Annotated in this window: 26 protein-coding genes; 19 read left to right on the top strand and 7 right to left on the bottom strand. The window is 41.7% G+C overall.

Translation table 11 applies throughout. The features are described from left to right. Positions 1-16: 16 nt before the first annotated feature. Positions 17-2,185, top strand: coding sequence for a YhgE/Pip domain-containing protein (locus MKY20_RS23575; protein ID WP_341003175.1), 2,169 nt, complete (start codon positions 17-19; stop codon positions 2,183-2,185). 52 nt (positions 2,186-2,237) lie between these two features. On the opposite strand, the gene yhfH is transcribed toward MKY20_RS23575, so the two are convergent. Then, entirely contained in the window at positions 2,238-2,372 is a 135-nt protein-coding gene (gene yhfH, locus MKY20_RS23570) for a protein YhfH (RefSeq protein WP_251174426.1), read from the bottom strand. A 237-nt stretch (positions 2,373-2,609) separates the two neighbouring features. Here yhfH and MKY20_RS23565 point away from each other — a divergent pair, with 237 nt between their 5' ends. The 7 genes from MKY20_RS23565 to MKY20_RS23535 all read left to right on the top strand — a co-directional run bounded on the left by MKY20_RS23565 (position 2,610) and on the right by MKY20_RS23535 (position 10,059). After that, complete coding sequence (locus MKY20_RS23565; protein WP_341003172.1) at positions 2,610-3,344, top strand: MBL fold metallo-hydrolase; 735 nt, start codon at positions 2,610-2,612, stop codon at positions 3,342-3,344. Positions 3,345-3,356: 12 nt separating this feature from the next. Then, positions 3,357-4,346, top strand: a complete 990-nt coding sequence (locus tag MKY20_RS23560) for a lipoate--protein ligase (protein ID WP_341003171.1) — start codon at positions 3,357-3,359, stop codon at positions 4,344-4,346. 204 nt (positions 4,347-4,550) lie between these two features. Beyond that, positions 4,551-6,107, top strand: coding sequence for a fatty acid--CoA ligase family protein (locus MKY20_RS23555; protein WP_192908332.1), 1,557 nt, complete (start codon positions 4,551-4,553; stop codon positions 6,105-6,107). Between the two features lie 126 nt (positions 6,108-6,233). Then, positions 6,234-7,010: an enoyl-CoA hydratase-related protein gene (locus tag MKY20_RS23550; RefSeq protein ID WP_009331393.1), complete on the top strand. Its 777-nt coding sequence runs from the start codon at positions 6,234-6,236 to the stop codon at positions 7,008-7,010. A 191-nt stretch (positions 7,011-7,201) separates the two neighbouring features. Next, entirely contained in the window at positions 7,202-8,212 is a 1,011-nt protein-coding gene (locus tag MKY20_RS23545; protein ID WP_192908333.1) for an ABC transporter substrate-binding protein, read from the top strand. A 55-nt stretch (positions 8,213-8,267) separates the two neighbouring features. Further along, complete coding sequence (locus MKY20_RS23540) at positions 8,268-9,290, top strand: ABC transporter permease (protein WP_009331388.1); 1,023 nt, start codon at positions 8,268-8,270, stop codon at positions 9,288-9,290. Continuing rightward, entirely contained in the window at positions 9,265-10,059 is a 795-nt protein-coding gene (locus MKY20_RS23535; RefSeq protein WP_019381441.1) for an ABC transporter ATP-binding protein, read from the top strand. Before MKY20_RS23540 ends, MKY20_RS23535 begins: the two co-directional genes overlap by 26 nt. Positions 10,060-10,158: 99 nt before the next feature. Here the strand turns inward: MKY20_RS23535 and MKY20_RS23530 are convergent, their stop codons facing one another. Then, complete coding sequence (locus MKY20_RS23530) at positions 10,159-10,710, bottom strand: helix-turn-helix domain-containing protein (RefSeq protein ID WP_009331386.1); 552 nt, start codon at positions 10,708-10,710, stop codon at positions 10,159-10,161. 135 nt (positions 10,711-10,845) lie between these two features. Between MKY20_RS23530 and MKY20_RS23525 the strand changes: the two genes are divergently transcribed. From MKY20_RS23525 to MKY20_RS23515, 3 genes are all read left to right on the top strand, one after another. Next, positions 10,846-11,574 carry an AzlC family ABC transporter permease gene (locus MKY20_RS23525; RefSeq protein WP_217026618.1) on the top strand — a complete coding sequence of 243 codons (729 nt, stop codon included), beginning with the start codon at positions 10,846-10,848 and terminating at the stop codon, positions 11,572-11,574. Beyond that, positions 11,567-11,872, top strand: coding sequence for an AzlD domain-containing protein (locus MKY20_RS23520; RefSeq protein WP_009331384.1), 306 nt, complete (start codon positions 11,567-11,569; stop codon positions 11,870-11,872). The genes MKY20_RS23525 and MKY20_RS23520 overlap by 8 nt, the downstream gene beginning before the upstream one ends. A gap of 166 nt (positions 11,873-12,038) precedes the next feature. Then, a complete protein-coding gene (locus tag MKY20_RS23515; protein WP_009331383.1) occupies positions 12,039-13,331 on the top strand; it encodes a M48 family metallopeptidase in 1,293 nt (430 codons plus the stop codon). A gap of 45 nt (positions 13,332-13,376) precedes the next feature. Here the strand turns inward: MKY20_RS23515 and MKY20_RS23510 are convergent, their stop codons facing one another. Continuing rightward, positions 13,377-14,021 carry a Type 1 glutamine amidotransferase-like domain-containing protein gene (locus MKY20_RS23510; RefSeq protein ID WP_251266744.1) on the bottom strand — a complete coding sequence of 215 codons (645 nt, stop codon included), beginning with the start codon at positions 14,019-14,021 and terminating at the stop codon, positions 13,377-13,379. Positions 14,022-14,084: 63 nt separating this feature from the next. Then, positions 14,085-14,321 carry an IDEAL domain-containing protein gene (locus tag MKY20_RS23505; RefSeq protein WP_009331381.1) on the bottom strand — a complete coding sequence of 79 codons (237 nt, stop codon included), beginning with the start codon at positions 14,319-14,321 and terminating at the stop codon, positions 14,085-14,087. A gap of 199 nt (positions 14,322-14,520) precedes the next feature. Between MKY20_RS23505 and MKY20_RS23500 the strand changes: the two genes are divergently transcribed. Continuing rightward, entirely contained in the window at positions 14,521-15,075 is a 555-nt protein-coding gene (locus MKY20_RS23500) for a competence protein ComK (protein ID WP_019381444.1), read from the top strand. Between the two features lie 98 nt (positions 15,076-15,173). On the opposite strand, the gene MKY20_RS23495 is transcribed toward MKY20_RS23500, so the two are convergent. Beyond that, on the bottom strand, positions 15,174-15,563 hold the full coding sequence (locus MKY20_RS23495) for a hypothetical protein (protein ID WP_009331313.1): 390 nt from the start codon (positions 15,561-15,563) through the stop codon (positions 15,174-15,176). 232 nt (positions 15,564-15,795) lie between these two features. Here MKY20_RS23495 and MKY20_RS23490 point away from each other — a divergent pair, with 232 nt between their 5' ends. From MKY20_RS23490 to lepB, 4 genes are all read left to right on the top strand, one after another. Then, positions 15,796-17,781 carry a S9 family peptidase gene (locus tag MKY20_RS23490; protein WP_192908337.1) on the top strand — a complete coding sequence of 662 codons (1,986 nt, stop codon included), beginning with the start codon at positions 15,796-15,798 and terminating at the stop codon, positions 17,779-17,781. 559 nt (positions 17,782-18,340) lie between these two features. After that, complete coding sequence (locus tag MKY20_RS23485) at positions 18,341-19,270, top strand: LCP family protein (protein WP_026041679.1); 930 nt, start codon at positions 18,341-18,343, stop codon at positions 19,268-19,270. A gap of 131 nt (positions 19,271-19,401) precedes the next feature. Continuing rightward, the gene (locus MKY20_RS23480) at positions 19,402-20,025 is read left to right on the top strand and encodes a TVP38/TMEM64 family protein (protein ID WP_251174422.1); all 624 of its coding nucleotides are present in this window, start codon (positions 19,402-19,404) and stop codon (positions 20,023-20,025) included. A 27-nt stretch (positions 20,026-20,052) separates the two neighbouring features. Next, entirely contained in the window at positions 20,053-20,607 is a 555-nt protein-coding gene (gene lepB / locus MKY20_RS23475) for a signal peptidase I (RefSeq protein ID WP_192908339.1), read from the top strand. A gap of 147 nt (positions 20,608-20,754) precedes the next feature. Here the strand turns inward: lepB and MKY20_RS23470 are convergent, their stop codons facing one another. Then, positions 20,755-21,081 carry a hypothetical protein gene (locus MKY20_RS23470; RefSeq protein WP_009331304.1) on the bottom strand — a complete coding sequence of 109 codons (327 nt, stop codon included), beginning with the start codon at positions 21,079-21,081 and terminating at the stop codon, positions 20,755-20,757. A 251-nt stretch (positions 21,082-21,332) separates the two neighbouring features. Between MKY20_RS23470 and fabG the strand changes: the two genes are divergently transcribed. From fabG to MKY20_RS23455, 3 genes are read left to right on the top strand one after another with little or no spacing between them, the layout of a single operon-like run. After that, a complete protein-coding gene (gene fabG, locus MKY20_RS23465; protein ID WP_019381449.1) occupies positions 21,333-22,073 on the top strand; it encodes a 3-oxoacyl-ACP reductase FabG in 741 nt (246 codons plus the stop codon). A 54-nt stretch (positions 22,074-22,127) separates the two neighbouring features. Next, positions 22,128-23,306, top strand: a complete 1,179-nt coding sequence (locus tag MKY20_RS23460; protein ID WP_019381450.1) for a thiolase family protein — start codon at positions 22,128-22,130, stop codon at positions 23,304-23,306. After that, the gene (locus MKY20_RS23455; protein ID WP_251157095.1) at positions 23,287-23,925 is read left to right on the top strand and encodes a GNAT family N-acetyltransferase; all 639 of its coding nucleotides are present in this window, start codon (positions 23,287-23,289) and stop codon (positions 23,923-23,925) included. Before MKY20_RS23460 ends, MKY20_RS23455 begins: the two co-directional genes overlap by 20 nt. Positions 23,926-23,958: 33 nt before the next feature. On the opposite strand, the gene MKY20_RS23450 is transcribed toward MKY20_RS23455, so the two are convergent. Beyond that, positions 23,959-25,113: an MFS transporter gene (locus MKY20_RS23450; RefSeq protein WP_251266743.1), complete on the bottom strand. Its 1,155-nt coding sequence runs from the start codon at positions 25,111-25,113 to the stop codon at positions 23,959-23,961. Positions 25,114-25,158 lie beyond the last annotated feature (45 nt).

Genomic DNA, 25,158 nt, shown 5'->3' with positions numbered 1-25,158 from the left:
TACGGAGGGATTTACGGTGAGAAACAAACTTTTCTTGAAGGAGTTTTCAGCAATCTTAAAAAACAAAAAACTGCTGATTCCTATTATCGCAGTAGTGTTTATTCCTATTTTATACAGCGGAATGTTTCTTTGGGCATTTTGGGATCCATACGATCATTTAGATGATCTGCCTGTTGCTATCGTTAATGAGGATGCAGGTGCTGCATTTGAAGATAATGAATTGCATCTGGGCGATGATCTTGTTGATAAATTAAAGGAAAGCAAGGACTTTAATTTTCAATTTGTTGATAAAGAGGAAGCATATAAAGATCTAAATGATCAGCAATATTATATGCTTGTTGAAATCCCTAAGGATTTTTCCAAGAATGCAACCACTCTCCTGGAAGACAATCCGCAGAAAATGAACCTGATTTACGTTCCCAATGAGAGCTACAATTTTTTATCAGCTCAAATTGGCGGAACAGCTGTAGAAAAAATTAAAGCGTCTCTGTCAGAAAAAGTGACTGAAACATATGCTGAAACGATGTTCGATAAGGTAGGGGAACTGGCAGATGGCATTGGACAGGCAAGTGATGGGGCCCTTCAAATCAGTGAAGGAGCTGCAGATTTAAAGGATGGTTCTGACACGCTGCATGAGAAGCTGGCGCTTTTAGCCGATAAATCCATTGAGTTCAATAATGGTGTAAGCTCAGCAAGAAAAGGTTCAGAAGAAATGACAGAAGGAGCTAAATCCCTTTCAGAAGGTTTAGGGAAATTAGCTGAAGGCCAATCAGAATTAAGTAAAGCTTCTGATCAGCTGGAATCTGGAAGTCAAAAGCTGTCAGCAGGTGTTACACAAACAAAAGCAGGGATTGTTACAATAAAGGAAAAACTTCCTGTTATGATTGATGGAACCGAGCAGGTGGAAAATGGAGCGAAAACCTTATCTTCATCTCTGGAACAATGGCAAACGGAGGCACAAAAACTCAGTGGAGGCACTGCTCTTTTAGAGCAAAAGCTGCAGGGCTTTATATCGCAGCTTCCTGATGGATCTCCTGAAAAAGCTGAGCTTCAGACTGTGCTTGCCCAGCTGAAGGCTGGATCAGCCCAGCTTGCTGAGTCAGCTGGTAAACTATCTGCGGGAGGAGCCGAATTATCCCAAAAAATGGGGCAGCTAAATGAAGGACAGCTGCAGCTCCAGCAGGGAATAAATCAGCTTGCCCAAGGGGCATCCGATCTGGAAACTGGTTCTCAGCAGCTTGTACAGGGACATAAAGATTTCGGTGCTGGAATGGAAACATTTGCTCAGAAATTTGGTGAAGCCCAAGCCGGAGCAGACAGGCTAGCAGGCGGTGCAGCAGATTTGTCAGGAGGTCTTGGCAAACTGACCCAAGGTTCAGCTGCATTTGCAGATGGCACAAAGCAGCTTGAAGATGGCGCAGGCAAAGTAGCCGAAGGTAATGCACAAATCTATGAAGGATCTGCTGAGTTAGCAAATAAATTAGCGGATGGCGCTGAAAATGCCTCATCTGTAAATGCCAGCGATAAAACTTATAATATGATGGCAAATCCGGTAGAAATAGATAACGAGAAGATAACAGAAGTTCCTAACTATGGTACTGGGTTCGCGCCTTATTTTCTGTCTCTTGGCCTTTTCGTAGGTGCTCTGCTTCTTTCTATTGTATTCCCGCTTCGTGAACCGGCTGGTGTTCCACGGTCAGGATTTAGCTGGTTTGCAAGCAAGTTTGGGATTCTTGCTGGAATAGGCATTATTCAGGGTCTCATTGCAGCCTTGATTCTATTGCTGGGACTTGGCCTGGAAGTGAAGAGTGTACCTTTGTTTCTTCTGTTTACCATCATAACCAGCATTACGTTCATCGCGCTTATTCAATTTTTTGTCACCGTAATGGGTGATCCTGGCAGGTTTGCTGCAATTATCATATTAATTCTCCAGCTGACAACAAGTGCTGGTACTTTCCCGCTTGAGCTGATTCCTAATGCACTTCAGCCAATCAGTTCATACTTGCCTATGACCTATTCCGTTTCCGGACTAAAGGCTGTCATTTCTAGCGGGAATTTTGATTTCATGTGGGAGAATGCAGTCATTCTATTGAGTTTCGCTGCCCTGTTCATTGCAGGAACTTTTGTTTACTTTACTGCAATGCACAAGAAAAGATTTGCAGCTGCTGCAGGGAAGGCTGATTGATTATAAGCAAAAAACAAAGCCAGCCCACAGGGCTGGCTTTTAATATATTATTCTATAAATCTGTTATTCCCATGCATTTATCACACTTGTTTCCGTAGCATTCATGCTGCTCGTCGATCGACTTCCCGCATTCTGAACATTGTTTTGCCGGCAGGTTTCTGAAAAACTCCATAATGTTTTGAATCATGTTGAAGCCTCCTAATTTGAGATAATTTGTGATATTGTTCTAAATAATTTGATTATTTAAGTCGATTGTATTATAACAGTATCTTTGTGTCAACATCTGTTTCAATACAATATTAAAAAAGTGAAAAAATAGGCATAATCGAGTATATTGGACATAGTAAAGATGGGCCTTTCCCTGAGAGTTTGGTTATCAGTCATAGCGTAGGAACTTACGCTTTATTAATAAGGAGGAAACGTGATGAAGTTAACTGTAATTGGGAGCTGGGGCGGTTATCCTAAAGCTGATGGGGCGAGTTCAGGGTATTTGCTGGAGCATGATGGGTTTCATTTGCTGATCGACTGCGGAAGCGGCGTACTTTCAAAAATGCAGAATTTTTTTCAGCCAGAAGAATTGGATGCAGTGATTATCTCGCATTACCATCCAGATCACATTGCGGATATAGGGGTTCTGCAGCATGCCAGGCTCATTCAGAGTTTTTTAGGCAGGAAAACAGATACCCTCCCGATCTATGGTCATTCTCTTGATCAGTATGAATTTGCCAAATTTACATACAAGGATATCACAAAAGGAGTCTGCTATGATCCTGATGGCACTCTCTTTGCAGGGCCGTTTCAAATTCGCTTTTTAAAGACTAATCACCCTGTGCCTTGCTATGCAATGAGAATTGAAGCAGACGGCAAAACGCTTATTTATATGGCTGATACGTCATATAAAGAAGAGCTGGCAGCATTTAGCGAAAATGCTGATTTATTAGTTTGCGAATGCAATTTTTACGGTCATCAAAATGGAAAAAATGCTGGGCATATGACAAGCTTGGATGCTGGAACATTGGCCAGCAAAGCAAAGGTGAAAAATTTGCTGCTGACTCATTTGCCTCATTATGGTGAACTGCGAAAGCTGAAGGAAGAGGCTTCAACAAAATATACCGGTCCTATTTCTATTGCGGATTATCAATGGTCCCATACTTTTTGAGGAGGAAAACAGATGCTTTTTATTGACAACCAGGGAATCACAGATCCCAGAATTAACCTTGCTATTGAGGAATATGCACTAAAGAATCTTGATATTGAAGAAACCTATTTGCTTTTTTATATTAATGAACCTTCCATTATTATTGGAAAAAACCAGAATACAGTTGAAGAGATTAATACTGAATATGTCGAGAACAATGGTATCCATGTGGTCAGAAGGCTTTCTGGCGGCGGGGCTGTTTATCATGATTTAGGCAATCTCAACTTCAGCTTTATCACAAAAGATGATGGAGAAAGCTTCCACAACTTCCAAAAGTTTACCGAGCCGGTTGTAGAAGCTTTGCAGAAGCTTGGTGTTAATGCTGAATTGAGCGGGCGAAATGACCTGATGGCAGAAGGCAGAAAGATATCCGGGAATGCCCAGTTTTCTACCAAAGGCAGAATGTTTAGCCATGGTACCCTCTTGTTTGATTCCGAAATAGAAAATGTCGTTTCGGCATTAAAGGTAAAGAAAGATAAAATTGAATCGAAAGGCATTAAGTCTATTCGAAGCCGTGTTGCTAATATCTCAGAGTTCCTGGATAAAAAAATCACAATTCAAGAATTTCGCACTTTGCTGCTTAAGAATATTTTTGGTGATTTAGATGAAATTGCAGAGTACAGGCTTACGAATGATGATTGGGGAAAAATTCATCTGCTGTCCAAGGAGCGCTATCAAAACTGGGATTGGAATTATGGAAAATCACCCAAATTTGATCTTCAGCACTCGCATCGTTTCCCAGTGGGGCAAATTGATATTAGACTTAACGTCACAAAAGGGAAAATTGAGGAATGTAAAATTTACGGAGACTTCTTTGGGGTTGGAGATGTAAGCGAAATTGAAAGCAAGCTTACAGGAATTCGCTATGAAAAGTCAGAGATTGAAAATGCCCTTGAAGGAGTGGACATTAAGCATTACTTCGGAAATGTGACAAAGACCGAATTTATCAACCTGGTTTATTAATGGGATCATTTATTGGAAAGCTGGCATTATGCCGGCTTTTCTTATATTTATATAAAGTTTTGCGAAAGGCAGTCCTCTATAAAAAAGAAATTGTGAACAATTCGCTTTCCTACTTGAATACAAAACTTTCTTTCAATATAATATATTTAGAAAATTTATTTAATAAAAATGAATGACTATTCATTCATTACAGGGGGAGTGTAAATGAATTTAACAGAGCAGCTGCATGAAACGGCGATCAAAATGGGCAATAAGACTGCCTATTATTTTATGGACCAGTCCAGTACATATGGGGAGCTTGATGGTGCTGTGACTAAATTTGCGGATGGGCTCTCAAAGCTGGGAGTGAAAAAAGGAGATCATATTGCTCTTTTACTTGGGAATTCGCCGCATTTTGTCATCGGCCTGCATGGAGCACTGCGGCTTGGAGCAACTGTTATACCGATCAACCCAATTTATACACCGGATGAAATTGGCTACATTGTTAATAATGGTGATGTAAAAGCGCTTGTTACGCTTGACCTGTTAGTGCCTTTGATTGAGAAGATGCATCAGGCTCTTCCAAGAGTGGAGAACTTTATTATTTGTGAAACCCCGCAGGGACAGGCTTCAAAAGCGGATCCGTCTGCATTATCAGCTTTCTCAAAAATGAAATCGTTTACACAAGTGATAGCTTCAGGAGATTTGGATTTTAAAGGCCCTGAGCTCAAAGATGATGAAACAGCCGTTATCCTATATACATCCGGTACGACAGGCAAGCCGAAGGGTGCCATGCTGACACATAAAAACCTCTACTGCAATGCAAAGGATGTCAGCGACTATTTGCACATGAACGAAAATGACCGGGTTATCACTACTTTGCCTATGTTTCATGTCTTCTGTTTAACGGTTGCTCTCAATGCACCGCTGATGAATGGGGCTACTATTTTAATAGATCCAAAATTCAGCCCGAAAGAAATATTTAGACTCGCTAAAAAATATGAACCTACTGTTTTTGCCGGCGTTCCGACCATGTACAATTTCCTTCTTCAGTTTGATGATGGAAATACGGAAGATCTGAAATCGTTAAGGCTTTGCATTTCGGGCGGTGCTGCCATGCCTGTTGCACTTCTTCATGGCTTTGAAAAAAAATTCAATGTCATTGTCTCAGAAGGATATGGTCTTTCAGAAGCTTCTCCGGTTACCTGCTTCAATCCGCTTGATAAGCCGCGGAAAGCAGGCTCAATCGGGCAATCCATTATGAACGTTGAGAATAAGGTCGTAAATGAACTGGGAGAGGAAGTTTCCGTTGGCGAAGTAGGTGAACTGATTGTGCGCGGGCCCAACGTGATGAAAGGCTACTACAAGCTGCCGGAAGAAACCGCGGCAACTATTCGCGATGGCTGGCTTTATACAGGAGACCTCGCAAAAAGGGATGAGGAAGGTTATTTTTATATCGTTGACCGTAAAAAGGACCTTATTTTAGTCGGCGGATATAATGTGTACCCGCGGGAAGTTGAAGAGGTGCTCTATAATCACGAGGATGTAGTTGAAGTTGCTGTATTGGGTGTGCCTGACCCAAATCTGGGTGAAGCGGTGAGATGCTATGTTGTAACTAAAAATCCTCAGCTGACAGAAGAACTGCTGCTTGCATACTGTGCTGAGCATCTGGCTAAATATAAAGTGCCGTCATCGATCGAGTTTTTAGAAGAGCTGCCAAAGAACACAACTGGTAAAATTTTGAGGAGAGCATTGAAGAATCAGGTTCTACAGACTAAATAGGTTTTTATGGACAGGCATGGGATGTGTCTGTCCTTTTCTATTCCAATTTCAAATTGACTAAATTTGAAAGGGTTTTCACGAAATTCATCGAATTATTAGATAGTACTTGAAAGAGGAGAGATACATATGAGTTCTATTGCAGTCGAAACAAAAGGTCATATTGCGGTCGTAACGATTAACCGCCCTGATGCATTGAATGCTTTTAATTTTGATACTTTATCGGAGCTTCAGGAATCAGTTGAAAAGCTGCGCACCAGCCCTGATGTGCGTGCAGTGATTTTTACAGGGGCTGGAGAAAAAGCATTCAGTGTTGGTGCAGACTTAAAAGAGCGCAGGACACTATCAGAAGAGCAAGTCCGCAGAAATATATATAAAATAGGTGAGGTATTCTCACTGGTTGATCAGCTTCCGCAGCCTACTATTGCTGCTATTAACGGTTTTGCCTTCGGGGGCGGGATGGAGTTAGCTCTATCCTGCGATTTCCGCATCGCCGTTTCAGGCACTTTAATGGGACTTACAGAAACAAGTTTGGCCATAATACCAGGGGCAGGCGGCACTCAAAGACTTCCAAGATTGATAGGCCAGGCCAAAGCCCTGGAATTAATTTTGACGGCTAAAAGGCTTACTTCTGAAAAAGCGCTTGAATACGGCATCCTTACAAAAGTGACTGAAAAAGATAATCTCTTAAATGATTGCTTTGAATTTGCCGGACAAATGCTTAATAACGGCCCGCTTGCCCTGCAGCAGGCTAAATTTGCTGTAAAACATGGCATGGGTGTCGATTTGCAGACTGGGCTGCAGATTGAAAGGAAGGCATATGAAGTAATTATCCCAACAGAAGATAGAGTTGAAGCTCTTGCAGCATTTGCTGAAAAAAGAAAACCGGAGTTTAAAGGGAAATAAAATGAATAAGCGGGTAATGGGACACGGCAATATTTGGCTGTGTCCTTTCTATTAAAATAATAAATTTTTAGAAAATTATTAAAAAATATCTTGAATAGTGTCGCTATTAACTATATAATTTAGTGAATAAAAGCATAAAAGCATAAAAGTGCTGAAGTGAAAAGATAGAGATAAAAGGGGGATCATCTAGTATGTTAGAGAGAATAAAATCATTTAAAGCAATAGCTGCTGCAGGTCTTATGGGAACTTTGCTTCTAAGCGGCTGCGGGAGTGAAAGTACAAATGGAGATGCAGGCTCTTCTGATAAAGAAAAGGAAGAATCATTTAATATAGGAGTTACGCAGATTGTCGAGCATCCCTCGTTAGATGCGGCACTCGAGGGCTTTAAGAAGGCATTGGAGGATTCTGGTATTGAAGCAAGCTACGATGTTCAGATTGCACAAGGGGACCAGAATAATAATCAATCCATTGCCAATAATTTTGCCGGAGATGGAGTAGACCTGATCTTTGCCAACTCTACCCCCAGTGCATTAAGTGCACTGAATGCAACAAAGGATATACCAATTGTATTTACTTCAGTAACCGATCCAGTGGGTGCGCAATTAGTAAAATCAATGGATTCTCCTGAAGGAAATATAACAGGTACAACAGATACGCATCCTGATGCGATACCCAACATGGTTAAATTTATAAATGAACAGTTTGAGGCAGGCACAGTGGGTGTTATTTACAATTCTGGAGAACAAAATTCAGAGGTGCAGATTGAAAAGGTGAGGGAAGCTCTTTCAAGTACAGATATGAAATTGGCTGAAGCAACCGTATCCAATTCTTCCGAAGTGAAACAGGCTGCAGAATCTCTTGTCGGAAAAGCTGATGCCATCTATATTATTACGGATAATACTGTTGTTTCCGCTTTGGAATCTGTCATTCAGGTTTCAAACGACAATGACATCCCGCTTTTCGTGGGAGAACTGGACTCTGTTAAACGCGGGGGCTTTGCTGCTTACGGATTTGACTATGAAGATATCGGATATGAAGCTGGGGAAATGGCTGCAAAAATTTTAAAAGACGGCAAGAAGCCATCCGAACTTCCTGTCCAATATCCGCAGAATCTAAAGCTGGTAATCAATAAAAAGGCTGCAGAAGAAATGGGCATTGACTTAAAAGAGGAATGGAGCGATCTTGCTGAGTTTGTGGAGTAATACCTGTAAATAACCCACCAGCGTTTGCGCTTTTCTAATAGAAAGGGAGATTACTATGCCAACAGCGATCTTTGGTTCCATTGAGGCAGGAGCAATTTATGCCTTAATGGCATTGGGGGTTTACCTATCATTCAGAATACTGGATTTTCCCGATCTGACGGTGGATGGAAGCTTTGTAACGGGCGCATCTGTAGCAGCTGTCATGATAGTAGGAGGATACAATCCATTTTTGGCAACAATGACAGCATTGCTTGCGGGGTTTGCAGCAGGCTGCCTTACAGGCCTTCTTCATACAAAAGGAAAAATTAATGCCCTCTTGTCCGGAATATTAATGATGATCGCATTGTACTCTATCAATCTCCGGATTATGGGCAAGTCAAATGTTCCACTGCTGTCTGAGGAAACGGCTATCACAAAGCTTACAGCATTCTGGCAGGGACTTGGGATTGATCAGGCTATTCAAAGCCTGTTTGGGGCATTGGGAATGGGTTTCATCCCAAAGACCTGGGGGATTCTGATTTTAATGCTAATATTAGCCTTTGCTGCGAAAGTATTGATTGATCTTTTCTTAAAGACAGATATTGGTCTGGCTATACGTGCAACAGGCGACAATGAGACGATGATCCGAAGCTTTTCAGCTGATACAGATATCCTGAAGATAGCTGGCTTGGGCATTTCAAATGCACTTGTAGCTTTTTCTGGAGCATTAGTGGCACAGTATAACGGATTCAGTGACGTCGGAATGGGAATCGGGATGATTATCATAGGACTTGCATCCGTAATCATTGGAGAAGCAATCTTTGGCGCAAAAACTATTGTCCGAGCAACACTGGCTGTCATTGGAGGAGCCATTTTATATCGTATTATAGTCACTCTTGCATTGAGAGTTGAATTTCTTGAAACAGGAGATATGAAGCTAATCACAGCAGTAATCGTGATTGGTGCGCTGATTCTGCCAAAGCTTATTCAGCAGCAAAAAGAAAAGCAGAGAAAGCGGCGGAGATTAGCGGAAGCGAAAAAAACTAATGCCTACGGGAAAAGTGGTGAACATCTTGCTGCAATTAAATCAGATTCATAAAGTGTTTAATGAGGGAACTCCAGACGAAAAAACAGCACTTCACAGAATCGATCTTCATTTAAAGCCAGGCGACTTCATGACGGTTATTGGCAGTAATGGAGCGGGAAAATCTACTCTTATGAATATGATTTCCGGCAAATTGATTCCTGATATAGGAGAAGTGCTGGTTGATGGCACTGATGTCACTCTTGTGAAAGAACATAAAAGATCCAGGCTGATCGGACGTGTCTTCCAGGATCCGATGGCAGGAACAGCCCCTTCCATGACCATAGAAGAAAATCTTGCCATTGCTTATTCGAGAACTATGGCACGTGGCCTTCGCAAAGGAGTTTCCAAGAAACGACGCGACTTTTTCCAGGAAAAGCTGGAAATGCTGCATCTTGGATTGGAAAACAGGCTTTCAGCAAAAGTTGGACTGCTGTCAGGCGGGGAGAGGCAGGCATTATCCCTGTTGATGGCGACTTTTACAGAGCCTAAAATATTGCTTTTAGACGAACATACCGCTGCCTTGGACCCGGCTCGTGCAGAATTGATTACCAGCCTTACGAAAGAGATTGTGGAAACATATAAACTTACTACATTAATGGTGACCCACAATATGCAGCAGGCACTTGACCTGGGAAATAGGCTGATCATGATGGACAAGGGCCAGATCATTTTTGAAACAAATGAAGACCAAAAGAAAGATTTGACCGTCGAAAAACTGCTTGAAGAATTCCAAAAAATCCGTGGAGAGAAAATGAGCAGTGACAAGGCTGTATTAATCTAAAGGGAGACCGGACAAAAGGCTTTTGGCTTTGTCCGGCTTGTTTGTTTTGGAAATATTCCAGTAAAAAAACATACCGCCCGAAGCGATATGCCAACTTTTTCATGGATAATACATGACTGCCTGGTAGCGAATCAGTTCGGCTCCGATATTTTTATACGTATGCGCTTTATTTGCTGAGAATTTTATTGAATTGCCGGAGCGGACAGTGATTCGCTGGTCTCCGATCTCTATTTCAAGAGTTCCGGACATGACAGTGATATATTCTTCAACACCCTCATTATGTTTATCAGATGTATGCTGGCAGCCCGATTCAATTTCGACTGTGAAGATCTCGAATTTCTTGCGGGGGTCAAAAGGGAACACGGGATAAACCCTGTAATCGCCCATGCTCTCCATTATTGGAGTTAGAGTCTTCAATTCTATGAGTTGGACATCTGATGGTTCCTCATGAATAAGTGAGGAAAATGAAACTTGAAGGCCGCTCGCGATTTTCCAAAGCGTGGTGACAGTCGGGTTGGATTCCCCCCGCTCAATCTGTCCCAGCATCGCCTTGCTGACCCCGGTTATTTCTGCCGCTGCATCCAGGCTGTATCCTCTTGTTTTTCGAATATTCCTTAGGTTTTCCCCAATACTTTTTTGAATATTCTCCATTATATCCTCCAGGTTTATTGTGTAATATAACGCACGAATGTATAATATACTATACCAGCGCATCATGCTTTAATATTAAGTCTATTATAGTATAATTTTCAGGCTGGTATTATATTTTTTAAGGCGGTGAGCATTATGGCAGAACTTGCAGTCGGCAAGCCTTCCGGGGAGTATAGGAAAGGGGTGCAGTCGGGAATCAGCATCGCGATAGGATATGCACCCATCGCTTTAACATTTGGGCTGCTCGCCAAAACAACTGGTCTTTCAATTGGTGAAACAGCTTTAATGAGTTTGCTCGTATTTGCAGGGGCAGCACAGTACATATCCCTGAGCCTTCTTTCATTGGGAACGGGCATATTTGAAATTGTTTTGACAACTTTTATCGTGAATATCAGGCACTTCTTAATGTCAACCTCTCTTAATGAAAAGTGGGATGATGAACAGGCTGCTAACAAGGTAATTTTATCTTTTGGGATTACGGACGAAACTTTCTCAGTTGCAGCAGTACGTGAAGAAAAGGTAACAAGCGGTTATATGCTTGGGCTTATCTCGGTTTCCTATTTAAGCTGGGTCTTTTGCTCAGGGCTTGGGCACCTAATTGGTGGGAGCCTTCCGCAAACCTTGCAGGAAAGCATGTCTGTTGCTCTTTATGCCATGTTTGTCGGCCTTCTCGTTCCGTCTATGAAAAAGAGTGCAAAAGTTGTTTTTCTTGCGGCACTGGCAGCGTGTTTTAACACAATTTTCACTTTGACTAATACGCTATCGACTGGCTGGGCAATTGTGCTGGCCACGCTTTTGTCAGCTGTAATAGTAGAATGGATTGAAAATGCAAAAAACAGGCACAGGGGGCAGGGGCATGAGTAGCCATATCGTGTGGATGATTGTTGGGATGGCAGCAGTTACGTATATCCCAAGACTGCTGCCTTTTGTGCTTTTTAAGGGGAAGGAGCTTCCCGGGTTCGTTCAGGGGATATTAAAGAATGTGCCGTATGCGACCTTAGGGGCACTTATTTTTCCAGGCATCCTGTTTATAAATGAAGATATTTGGTTTGGGCTGCTCGGGGCAGCTGCTGCTTTTCTAGCAGCCTTTTTAGGTGCAAATGTGATTGTTGTTGTATTAGGATCGATTGCTGTGTTATCTGTATATTCTTTCTTATTTTAGAAAAGATTATTATTGATGTTCTTTAGCCGGTTCCTTCTAGAACCGGCTTTTTCAATAGAACTCCTGTGAAAGGCTAATAACTTGGATTGTCCCATCAAAATAGTTCTAATTCCAGATTTTTATACTAAACTAAATATAGAAAGGTTGTACCATAAGGGGGGATCAGATGGCGCGGAAATTAGGCTTTTACGGGGCGCTGGCCTTTTTTGTATACGGTTTATTTTTTTATTGGTATTTATTCTATTTTGCTGACAGCAGTCTGCCCTTTGAGTATGAAGGCTCACGGGCAGATCCGGCAACTTTCCTGAACGGCAGGGAACTGATGCTCAGTGAGGAATATTCTAAAATAAGAAACCTGCTGTTTTTTATTTCTACACCTTTTGAATGGATTTTCTATTTATTCATTCTCTTATTTGGCTTATCGAAGGCTTTTAAGAAGTGGGCTGAACAGACTGCACCTTATAAATTCCTGCAAACGGCGATTTATTTGATTTGGCTTTCTTTTTTCGCGTTTATTGCTACTATGCCATTAAGCTATATCAGCTTTTCACTTTCAAAAACGTATAATATCTCGACACAGAGCTTCAGCGGATGGATGAAGGATGAACTCATTGATTTTTGGGTTAATTATGGAATGATGGTTCTCATAGTGTCTGTATTGTACTGGCTGATTAATAAGAGCAGGAAGAGATGGTGGCTTTATGCCTGGTTATTGTCTGTTCCATTTACCTTATTTATGATGTTCCTGCAGCCTGTTGTCATTGACCCTCTTTATAATGATTTCTATCCTTTGAAAAACAAGGAACTTGAAACGAAAATTCTGGATTTGGCAAATCAGGCTAAAATACCGGCGGAACATGTCTTTGAAGTCGATATGGCAGAGAAAACAAATGCGCTGAATGCATATGTGACTGGTATCGGATCAAATTCAAGAATTGTTCTATGGGACACAACCCTGAATAAATTAACTGAAGATCAGATCCTGTTTATAATGGCACATGAAATGGCCCATTACGTGGAAAAGCATATATATATCGGAATTGGCGGTTACTTGCTGCTTTCCCTGCTGGGCCTTTATTTGACAGCCAAAATAATGGAGAAAGCAGTCGATAAATGGGGACGGGCGCTTAAAATTCCTGCGGTAAATGATATTCGGTCCCTGCCGCTGTTTTTGATGATTCTTTCGATGCTGCTTTTTATTTCAAGTCCTCTATCCAATTTTGTTTCACGGTATCAGGAAACAAGGGCAGACCGCTATGCCATCGAAATGACGACGGACTCAAAAGCAGCAATAGAAACATTTCAGGAGCTGACACGTGCCGGTTTAAGCCAGGTTAATCCGCCGCTTCTCGTAAAAATATTCCGGTATGGACATCCAACCATGCTGGAGCGTATTTCCATGCTCGAAGAATTTGAAATGGAACAGAGGCAAAAAGAACGGAAGCAGGCGGCAGACTGATTTGACAATAATATGAGAAAAAAGCAGGCCATGTGGCTTGCTTTTTTATATTTCATTCTTATAAATATGTATGCCGCCTTCACTATCAGTCTGAATTTCATTATAAAAATAAATGCCTGCATCATCATCAATTCCATAACCAGCCGTGACATTGGTTTTCCCCGCTGCCCTCTTTAAATTTTCCCCTTCATTCCATTTAGTGAAATGGACACTAATGACACAATCCCTGATTAACCCGATACCTTTCAGAAAGAGATGCTGTTTTTCAGATGTATCAATAGGGGGAATTATGCAATGCTCCGGGATAATTAGGGCACCTGCCGAAAAAACTGCTACAGGAATACCGTTCTTGTACATCTTGCCAATGTATTCTCCCACTTCAGTATCAACAATATAACTTCTGTATTTTTCCGTTTCACCGCCTCCAATGATGACCCCGGTACAGGACACCAATTCTTGAAGAAAAGATTCTGGTGGTGCAGGGGAAAGAGGCAGATAACAGAAATTCCTTGCGCCATTTTGAGTTAAGCCGGAAGTATACTTATTCATATAGCCTTCCCAGCCTTCCCTTTCCAAAAAGAGTATAGCTATTTTGCCAGCCGCTCCACAAGCCAGCTCCGTAAACTTTTTTCCAAGCCTTTGCCCGAATGGAGGGCTTCCGCCCATTAAAAATAAATGCCTGCTGTCCAATAATTTTCTCCTGCCTTATTAAAAATAAAATACCCCGCCGATTGGCGGGGGCAAACTGGTTTACTAAGTGCCAAAACGTTTGGAAAGTTCTTTGTACTGCTTTGATAAATGCATAAATGACGGTTTATTTCTTTCATCAATTGCTGCGTCTATTTTATTCATCAGCTTTTCTTTTTCAGTATTCAGCAGAATCTCGGTAACAAGCATATCAATATAAAGGTCAAGAACAAAAGAATCCTTATGGTTTTTCCGTTTTATCCCACTGGTTTTCATCAATTCGGTGTATGATTTTTCCTTCATGGAAATCACCCCTGAGCTTTTTAATATTATATGGAATTGCCTCTAAATATTCAACTAAGTTTTTTAAATTTTAAGAAAATATTTTCAGAATGTCGAAATTGTGAACAAATTAGAAACTATTAAATAAATTAGTAATTTTTAGATAAATTGGTGTTAATATGGAAAAGCGAGAGCGAAAATAGATAGGAGATGAAAACATATGAGCCATAATACCCAAATGATCGAGGAGTATGAAGTCAATCCAAATACAATGATTATCAAACCCCTCGCTTATGGGCTGAAAGTTTATTCGCAAATCTGGGAGCTTGATGATGAGGTGACTTCCCCTTTTAAGCCGATCGATATAATTAAAAGCAGCTGCAAATATTTTGGATCAAGCTATGAAGGCAGAAAAGAGGGTACACGCCAATTAACCGGCATTACCCATAAAGCTCCAATAACGATAGACCCCACAAATTTCATTTATTTTTTCCCGACGGCTTCTCCAAACAATCCTGAATGCATCTGGATTGCATTGGATCATATCAATTATTTCAAGCGAGCGGAAAACGCACATACTCAAGTGGTTTTTAAGAATAAGCAAAGCTTCATTATTCCAGTATCTTATACTACGCTTAATAATCAGGTGCTCAGAACAGCTTTACTAAAAACGACATTGATAAGGAGGATAGAGGATTCAGAGAGAAAGGCATTGTACTTTGTGAATGGTTCCAAAATAATGAATGCTTCGGAGAGAACTGGAGCCTACCAATAGAGAAGGGAAAGGATAAATAAGAAGCATGCGGAATTTCATGCTTCTGTTTTTCGTGTGTATATTACATTATTAGCTGCAGGCTTTTCTTATTCCAAATATTAATTTGCCTTCAGATTTTTTCCTGGCCTGGGCATAGGTTTTTTAATAAGATAATATGTCATCAGCTCCTGGACTTTATTGCGGATGCGGGGGTTAAAGTAATTATGATGCTCCTCATATCCTTTGTAAAGGAACATGAACATAGTAAATGCCTCATCTCTCTTTATTTCCTGTACCTTAAGCTGGTGTTTATTCATATAGCGTTTTACCTCAGAGAGTTCACTTTGAATGACCTTCATTGTTTCTTCAACCAAATCAAGATAAGGCTGTTTTAGTTTAAACGGGCTTTTATTAATGACGATGGAGTCGCGATTTAAAATGGTTAGCACCATTGGCAAATAAATAGCCTGTTCCATGATATTACGGTCTTCCTCAGGAATTCTGGTCATGTTTTTTCTGCTCCCTTAATCAATAGTATCCTGTTAGTGTTACAGAACAAGTGTTCTCATTTAATTTTACAAAGGAATGTTTTTTCTTGCAAGAGCCTATATTTGTCGAAACGCTGTTATTCTTCATCATTTCCAATAATTAAAAAAAGTTTCAGCCGGCAGCGTATTGAGAAGGGATTTTATTTCTGATGTCGAAATAAAGAGGACAGCACAGTTAGAAAGGATGGAATAAATGACGCAAAAAAATACAATTAAACCGGAAGACCTTTATCAGTTAAAATCAGTAGCTGATCCGCAGCTATCCTTGAATGGAAATGACTTAGCTTTTGTTGAGACCAGAATGCTTGATGAGGAAAATACATATAGTTCAAATATTTTTTACTTAAATACCATTAAAGGCAATATGCCGGTTCAATGGACTTACGGCAAACATCGTAATCATTCGCCCCGCTGGTCTCCTGATGGGGAGTCAATCGCATTTGTATCCGACAGAGACGGAAAATCACAGATTTATGTGATGAGCAAAGCAGGAGGAGAAGCCAAACAGCTGACACACTGTGCAAATGGCGCTTCAAAGCCTGTTTGGTCACCTGATGGGAAGAAGATTGTTTTCAATCTTTCAGTAAAGCCTGGAGAAGATGCAGAAACAAAGGAAAATCAGGAAAAACAGACAGACAGGCCCCTTCCTCTTGAAATTGAAAAAATGAAGCACAAATCAGACGCCCAGGGTTTTTGGAGCGGAAGGTACAGCCAGGTTGCATTAATAGATATTGAAACTGGCGGAATGGAGCAGCTGACATCCGGAGAACATGACTACCAATTGCAAGACTGGTCACCAGATGGAAAATGGATTGCTGTTACGGCAGATTTAAGTGAAGACAAAGATTTCTCTTTTCTAAGCGATGTCTATATTATCCATCTTGAAACAAAAGACATGAAAAGGATTACAAATGGAAAAGGTTATTTTGGAAGCGCCACATGGTCGCCGGATGGAAAATACATAGGATTGTTCGGGCATGAAAGGGAATACGAAAATGCTACGCATACAAAGGTCTGGGTGTATAATCTCGAATTTGGAAATCTGCAGTGCCTTACTGCAGAATCAGATATATTGGCTGGTGATTATGCCATCGGGGATTTCCAGCAGGGTACAGTAACACCGGGAATTCTTTGGGCAGAGGACAGCAGAAGCTTTTATTTCCTGGCAACTGACCATGGTAATACAGTTGTTTATTATGGCTCTTTAGATGGGGAATTATATCCTGCGCTGCTGGATCAGCAGCATGTATATGGATTGACAACAGGAGGAAGCGTCAATAAAGCTGTTGTAGCCATTAGCAAGCCGTCATATCCAGGGGATTTATTTTTGCTTGATGTCCCAACAGGGGAATTAAAACAGCTGACAAATGTGAATGAAGAGTTCCTGAAAGGTGTAGAGTTGGCAGATGCGGAGCCAATTCAGTTTAAATCTTCAGATGATTGGGATCTGCATGGCTGGATCATGAAACCAGCCCATCTGAAAGAGGGCGAAAAAGTACCGCTTGTGCTCGAAATCCATGGCGGCCCTCATGCCATGTATGCCAATTCATATTTTCACGAATTTCAATGTCTCGCAGCAAAAGGCTATGCGGTCTTATTTATCAATCCACGGGGAAGCCATGGATATGGCCAGCATTTTGTAGATGCTGTAAGAGGAGATTACGGGGGCAAGGATTATGAAGATATTATGGATGCAGTCGATTATGCGCTGGAAAACTTCGATTTTATCGATAAAGACCGGCTTGGCGTAACGGGAGGAAGCTATGGCGGGTTTATGACCAACTGGATTATTGGACACACCAGCCGATTTAAGGCGGCAGTCACTCAGCGATCCATCTCCAACTGGATCAGCTTTTATGGAGTAAGTGATATCGGCTACTATTTTACTGATTGGCAAATCAAGAGTGATTTGAATGATATAGAAAAGCTTTGGAAACATTCCCCGCTTGCTTATGTGAATGATATGAATACACCTCTGCTGATTTTGCACAGCGAAAAGGATTATCGCTGTCCAATTGAGCAGGCAGAGCAATTATTCATAGCCTTAAAGCATCGGAAGAAAACAGCAAAATTTGTGCGGTTCCCTGAAGCCAACCATGAGCTTTCCAGAAGCGGAAAACCGAATTTAAGAATCAGCCGCCTGAATTACATTGCCGGCTGGTTTAATGAATATCTATAAAAAAGTTACCGCAGGCCTTTGGGTTTGCGGTTTTTTGATAATATCAAAATTTATACCTTTGTACTTCGAGAGCTGTCTAGCGCAAGCAGCCTACCCCCTCGAGGTCACAAGCTTGTCTTGTTTCGGCTCCTAGGGACTCGGGGTCATAAGCCGTTTCCTTCCAGAAGGAAGGACGCCTTCTTACAGGAACCGTCTTATGCCTGTCGTCCCTGGGCAGTCGCCTCTACATTTCGGGCAATCCTCCCAAAAGGCAAAGGACGCCTTTCTGTGAGGCTCGACTTGTGCTTTTCGGGGGTGGGCAAGGAGCTTTTTCTAATAGAGCTGTAAAGTAACATCAAAATCGCCGATATATCAATGAAATCAGTTTTCATATAGGGTAAAGAAACTATTTAAAATAAGTTGCAACGAAACCCATTCATCTGCAAAGTATAAGGGTATACAGGATATACCAGCAGTGATATCGAAACTTTTTTATGGAAACCGAAGTCGAATATAGGTGAAGGTATTTTCATACCCGCGGCAGAATGATAATTTAACTGCAAAGAAAGGACTTATTCTTATGAGATCAGATAGACATGAAAAGAAGAAAAAGAAAAAAAAATGGAAGTCCGTCCTCCTGATTCTGTTTCTCTTGATTGCAGGAACCCTTGGCTATTCGTATTTTCAGTTCAAGCAAGGTGTTTCCCAGACAGAGGGAGAGGCAAATATACAGACAGAAGAGTTTGAATTTAACGGTGAAAAAGATAAATATGGAGGAACGAATATTCTGATCCTTGGAAGTGACGCAAGGGGAAAAGAGAAATCAAGGGCAGATACCATCATGGTTGCCCAATATCATCCTGAAAAGGGAACATATAAACTTATTTCTTTTATGAGAGATATGTACGTGGACATACCGGGCCATGGGCAAAACAGAATAAATTCAGCTCTTGCTTATGGTGGTCCTGAGTTATTAAGGCAAACGATTAAGGAAAACTTTGATATAGATATTAAATATTACTCAATTGTTGATTTCGAAGGCTTTGTTCATTTAATTGATGAAGCTTTTCCAAGAGGGGTAGAAATTGATGTAGAAAAAAGAATGTCTGCCAATATCGGTGTTACTCTGGAACCGGGTCTGCAGCGCCTTGATGGAGAGCATCTCCTTGGGTATGTCAGGTTTAGGCAGGATGCCGTAGGGGATTTTGGAAGAGTAGAACGCCAGCAGAAGGTAATGAAAGAAGTAGCAAGCCAGTTTACAAGCCTTCAGACCATTACAAAGCTTCCGAAACTAATCGGGGTAGTAACTCCATTTGTAAATACTAATATGGATACGGGAGATATTCTTTATATCGGGAAAGATTTCTTATCTAAGGATAACAGGAATGTAGAGACTCTTCGTGTTCCTGTTGATGGAACATTTGAAAACCAGAGAATTAATGGTGCTGCTGTTTTAGGCATTGATAAAGAGGCAAACAAAGCGGCTATCCATGAGTTTCTTTCGAAATAAAAAGGTAGAAACACAGTTTTTGGCGGATTAGGTGTACAATAAAAGGGTAAGTGGTAAAACTAGGGGAAACTTCCCTTTAATGATAATCGAACGAATAGGACTTTGCTGCATATTGGACAAGGAGATATTAAATGGATTTTGAACTGTTCAAAGATTGGTTAACATTGGATAATATAATGGATTTAATTCGGGAATATCGTTCATTTGGACCGCTCCCCGGTATTCTGCTTCCAATGCTAGAAGCATTTTTGCCTTTTCTGCCCCTGGTTTTGTTTGTTATGGCAAATGCGAGTGCATTTGGTCTCTGGCTGGGTTTCTTATACTCCTGGCTCGGCGCGGTCGCAGGAGCGCTGCTCGTTTTCCTGCTGGTCAGGAAATATGGCCAGAAACGAATACTCCGTTTTTTGAAGAAGCATAAGCAGGTACAGAGGCTTATGAAATGGGTGGAAAAGCATGGGTTTGGACCATTGTTCATCCTGCTCTGTTTTCCGTTTACTCCTTCGGCAGTCGTAAATATTGTCGCAGGGCTTTCGAATATCAGCATGGCTCAATATATGCTGGCAGTCCTGAGTGGCAAAATAGTGATGATTTTTACAATAAGCTTTGTCGGATATGATATCAAATCATTAGTAACACAGCCAATTCGGACAGCCATTGTTGCATTGGTCATTTTCATTCTTTGGTATGTCGGCAAAATCATTGAAATAAAGATGAATATGAGCGTAGAAAAAGATCGCGGGAATAAAAAGCAATGAATGCATAAGCATTGGGGGAGATGAAATGTGAAGGAAGGATTGAGAAAAGAAGGAGCGGAATGGCTGAAGGCTTTTGCAATTGGCATCATTATCTTTGCTTTTATACGGACTTTTTTCTTCTCCAATTATGTTGTGGAAGGTGAATCCATGATGCCCACTCTTCAGGATGGAAATAAACTGATTGTGAATAAAATCGGTTACCAGGTCAGCGACTTAGAGCGCTTTGACGTAATTGTTTTTCATCATAATGATGAAGAGGATTTTGTAAAAAGAATTATAGGGATGCCAGGGGATGAAATCGAATACCGCAATGATGAACTATTTATAAATAGTAAAAAAGTGGATGAGCCATACTTGGAGAAATACCGGAAAGAAACATTGGGCGGCAAACTGACAGGTGATTTTACACTCCTGGAGATGACGGGCACTGAAACGGTTCCAGAGGGAAAACTATTTGTTATGGGAGATAATCGCCTCGGAAGCTGGGACAGCAGACATTTTGGATTTATTTCAGCCGGCCAGGTTGTAGGAAAAGTAAACCTGCGCTATTGGCCGCTTGATGAAATGGATGCGTCATTCTAAACTAACTTATCTTGTGAAAAAAGGGACTCGATAATACTAATTATTCGAGTCCCTTTTATTTTACTGTCTAGCTTTCGCAGCGCCTCCCCTCGAGGTGTCGGGGGTGGGCAAGGCTCTTGCGCTTTTCTAATTTGCAGGCAAGACATCTCAGATAACATGCAAATTAGGATTATTCCTATATTCAGGTTCACAGTTTACACATACGTCTTCATCATAATCAGTCATATTGACATCTTCACGATTGTATTCAATTCCGCAAAGGGAGCAGGCAACCATTTTTTCTTCTTCCATTTCTTCTGGGGGAATTGGGATAGCGTCATTAATTGTAATGGGTTCTACGGTAACTCCGCGTGTATTGGCCATTTCGGCATTTAAATATTCCTTTGCCGTTTCTTCACTTTCCCAAAATCCCAAATCCCATAACAGCTCCTGGGCATCTCCGTTTTGAGCCATCAAGCCATAAACAACTTTCATGATAAATGCTCCTTTCAATTTTGCTGTCTTTTGTTTTATATTTCTTAGCCTTTTTTTACAGCGGCTAAACCGATTCAAAAAATTACCATCAGTTCCCTGGAAGACCGGGAAAGCTTTTTAACCATGAGATTATATTGCAGGGGACAAAGGAGAAACTGCAGGCTTTGTCGAATAATAGCCTGAGTAAACGCAAAGGATCTGTTCCAGAATCCAATGTCGGAATATTTAAATATATCACGGAGGTGCAATTGATGAGGCTGAAGGATAAAGTCGCCATTATTACAGGTGCGGCGAATGGAATTGGTCTGGCTGCTGCCGAAAAGTTTGCAGGTGAAGGAGCGGTGGTAGCTATGGCTGATTATGATGCAGACATGGGAATTACCAGGGCACAAGAGCTGAAGGAAAAAGGTCTTCAGGTTGAGTTTTTTCAGGTTAATGTCTCGGACAGGCAAAGCATAGACAGTATGGCGGAAGCTGTAAAAGCGGCATTTGGAAAAATTGACATCCTGATCAATAATGCAGGAATTACGAGGGACGGGATGCTGGCAAAGCTTGCTGCAGATGATTTTCAGGCGGTTATGGACGTGAATCTGACAGGTGTCTTTCATTGTACACAAGCAGTCCTTCCATTCATGCTGGAACAGGGAAGCGGAAAAATAATCAATACGTCCTCTGTATCGGGAGTCTATGGGAATGTCGGACAGACAAACTATGCGGCAGCCAAAGCGGGTGTATTGGGGATGACCAAAACATGGGCAAAAGAACTCGGCAGAAAAGGAATCAACGTAAATGCCGTTGCCCCAGGATTCATCTCAACCGGTATGACAGCAAAAGTACCGGAAAAGGTTATTGGCCAAATGCAGGGCATGGTTCCCCTGGGCAGACTTGGAAAACCGGAAGATATTGCGAATGCATACCTGTTTCTGGCTTCCGATGAGTCGGATTATGTGAATGGCACGGTCCTTCATGTAGATGGCGGCATCATGATGTAATGAACTGACTTCGAGCCTGTGCTCGATAATCAGAAGATTAATGAGGTGGAAAAGATGAGAAATGTTGTCATAACATCAGCAGTCAGAACACCGGTTGGCACGTTTGGAGGAGCGTTTAAGGATCTGCTGCCGACGGATTTGATTGTGCCTGTATTAAAAGAAGCTGCCGGGAGAAGCGGCCTGCAGAGCAATGAGGTGGATGAAGTGATATTGGGACACTGCATTCAGCGTACAGATGAACCGAATACAGCAAGAACAGCAGCTTTGCTTGCAGGCTTTGACGATACAACAACAGGGTTCACAGTCCAGAGGCAGTGTGCATCCGGTATGCAGGCAATTATGTCTGCAGCACTGCAGATTCAGTCAGGGATGTCAGATATCGTGATTGCTGGAGGAGTTGAAGCCATGAGCTCCAGCCCTTATGTATTAAAACAGCATCGCTGGGGCGCCCGCATGCAGCATGGGCAGGTAACCGATACCGTATGGGAAATTCTCGAAGATCCAATCCATCATATTATGATGGGGGAAACGGCAGAAAACCTGGCAGAAATGCATGCCATTACAAGAGAAGAACAAGATGAAGCAGCCTTGCTCAGCCACAGGAGAGCCTTGCATGCAATTGAAAACGGTTACTTTGATTCGCAGATCGTTCCAATTACTGTGAAAAGCAGGAAAGGAGAAGTAACCGTTACAAAAGATGAAAACCCGCGGGCAGATTTAACAGCCGAAAAGCTGCGAAGCTTGAGCCCTGTCTTCAGAAAGGGTGGCTCTGTTACAGCAGGAAATGCATCAAGCCTGAATGACGGCGGAGCAGCACTTGTCCTGATGCCGGAAGATCTGGCTCTGGACAAGGGACTGAAGCCTCTGGCAAAGATTGCTGGCTTCTCCGTGGCAGGAGTAGATCCAAAAGTAATGGGAATAGGGCCTGTGCCGGCAGTACAAAAAGGTCTTGCTAATGTAAGCTGGTCGCTTGATGATGCAGACTTGATTGAGATAAATGAGGCTTTTGCAGCCCAATATTTGGCGGTTGAGAAAGAGTTAGGCTTAAACCGGGACAAAGTAAATGTAAATGGAAGCGGAATCAGTCTGGGACACCCTATTGGATGTACCGGTGCGCGCCTTGTTGTGGGTCTCGTTCATGAATTAAAGAGAAGAGGCGGCCATAAAGGAATAGCTTCTCTATGTGTCGGAGGCGGGATGGGAGCCACAATATTTGTGGAAACGTACGAATAAAGAGTTCCTTCGGGGGCTCTTTATTTATCCAATAAGCGGATCCCATCCTGCAGAATTGATTTTTCCGGAGGTGAAGAAAGTGATAAGCAGTACGATATTGTCTGGAAAGAGGATCATTCTGGGATCGTTTATTGAGGATGATATTAAAAAGATAATCCAGTGGCATGCAGACGAAAAAATCATGCGAAACCTGGATGCTCTGCCGGTAAAACCCAAACAGGAAATGGAAATTAAGAAATGGCTTGATGAATGTCCGCAAAACACCTTCAGATTTTCGCTTAGGTTAAAAGAAGCAAATGAACTGATAGGATATGCGGAGCTAAACGGCATTCTATGGCCACACAGAACAAGCTGGATCACCATTGCCATTGCAGATGAAGCCGAATGGGGTAAAGGGTATGGAAAGGAAGCCATGCAATGCCTGATTCGCTATGCTTTTATGGAGCTGAATCTGTATAGGCTTCAGCTTTCTGTATTTTCCTATAATACTAGAGCAAAAACTCTTTATGAAAGTCTTGGATTCCAGAGAGAAGGCTGCTATAGAGAGTTTCTTGAGCGCGATGGAAAACGGCATGATATGTATCTATACGGGCTCCTGAGAAAGGAGTGGAAAGAGTGAAGAAGCGCGGAATAATTCCGCGCTTTATAAGATTTATTCTGGCTGACTGACAAAAGTAAATTCTTTTGACAAGTAATAGCTAAGAATGATATTCGTCAGGAAAAAGGCAAGAAGCAGATACAGTACATAATAATATTCAAGAATCATAACTGCCGGCGGGGCAAGGCTTGCTCCGGTTAATAGAAAAAAAGAATAGAGAGAAAGCGCTTTTGCACGGTCAGCCCCTGCAATCATGCCAATCAGTGTGATAACAGTGGGAACAAGAAGGGATATGGAAGCCACAAACATAATGGAAATTGCCATTAAGGCAATAGTGCTGCTGAAGAAAAACATATTAATAATGCTGAAAATCCCTAAAAGTAAACCAAGCTTTAATGTCGAATGGGCACCAATCCGCTCAATTAATTTTCCCGTAAAGAGAGACAGCAGCGCCCCGATTAGTCCCACAGCTCTTAATGTGAACAGCTCCTCCATGGTTCCCTCGAAATTCCTTCCTATTGCATCGTAAAAAGCTACAAAGGCAAACAGCAAAGTAAAGGTAATAGCATAGCTTTGGAGCAGGCTTCCCTTCATTAATAGTTTTTTCATAATAGAAATAACGGAAACCCCTGATTTGGAAGGAGGAGAAGTGCCTGGAAGTATTTTATACGATACAAGGAAAAGAATAAAATAGCAAAACGCAAAGAAATAAAAAGCATAGTTCCATTTAAAATAAAAAGTAATTGTCGAACTGATCAGCTGTCCAAGAATGCCGGCGACAAGGAATCCTGTATTGATAAAAACAAGCAGCAGGGTGCGGCCCCTCTGCCTGAAAAGATCAAAGGTATAAGCGAAGGCAACAGGAGCAAAGCTCCCAAGAGTCAGCCCCTGAATCGACCTGGTTATATAGAGAGCCTCTACATTAGGAGAAAGCCCTACAGCACAAGTGGACAAAGCAGAAGCAAACAAACCTGTAATAATAATTCTGCGCCTGCCAAAGGTATCGGAAGCAGGGCCAAAGAATAGCAGGCCGGCTGCATAAAAAAATGCAAACAGGCTTCCACCGCCAACAATATAATTTTCATTTACCTGAAAAGAGTCAGCAATATCCCCGTAAATAGGGATTAGTGTATAAATATTGCTGGCCACAAAAACTCCTGTAACTGTCAAAATGACTGAAGTTGCAATCAGGATCTGTTTTGAAATCATCCTTATCACCTGCCGATATACTTTATGCACAAAACCTCGTATAGG

This window comes from Cytobacillus sp. FSL W8-0315 (genome assembly GCF_038002905.1).
Taxonomy (GTDB): Bacteria; Bacillota; Bacilli; order Bacillales; family Cytobacillaceae; genus Cytobacillus; species Cytobacillus pseudoceanisediminis.
Note: the sequence above shows the minus strand (reverse complement) of the source record. Positions and strands in the feature narration are given on the sequence as shown.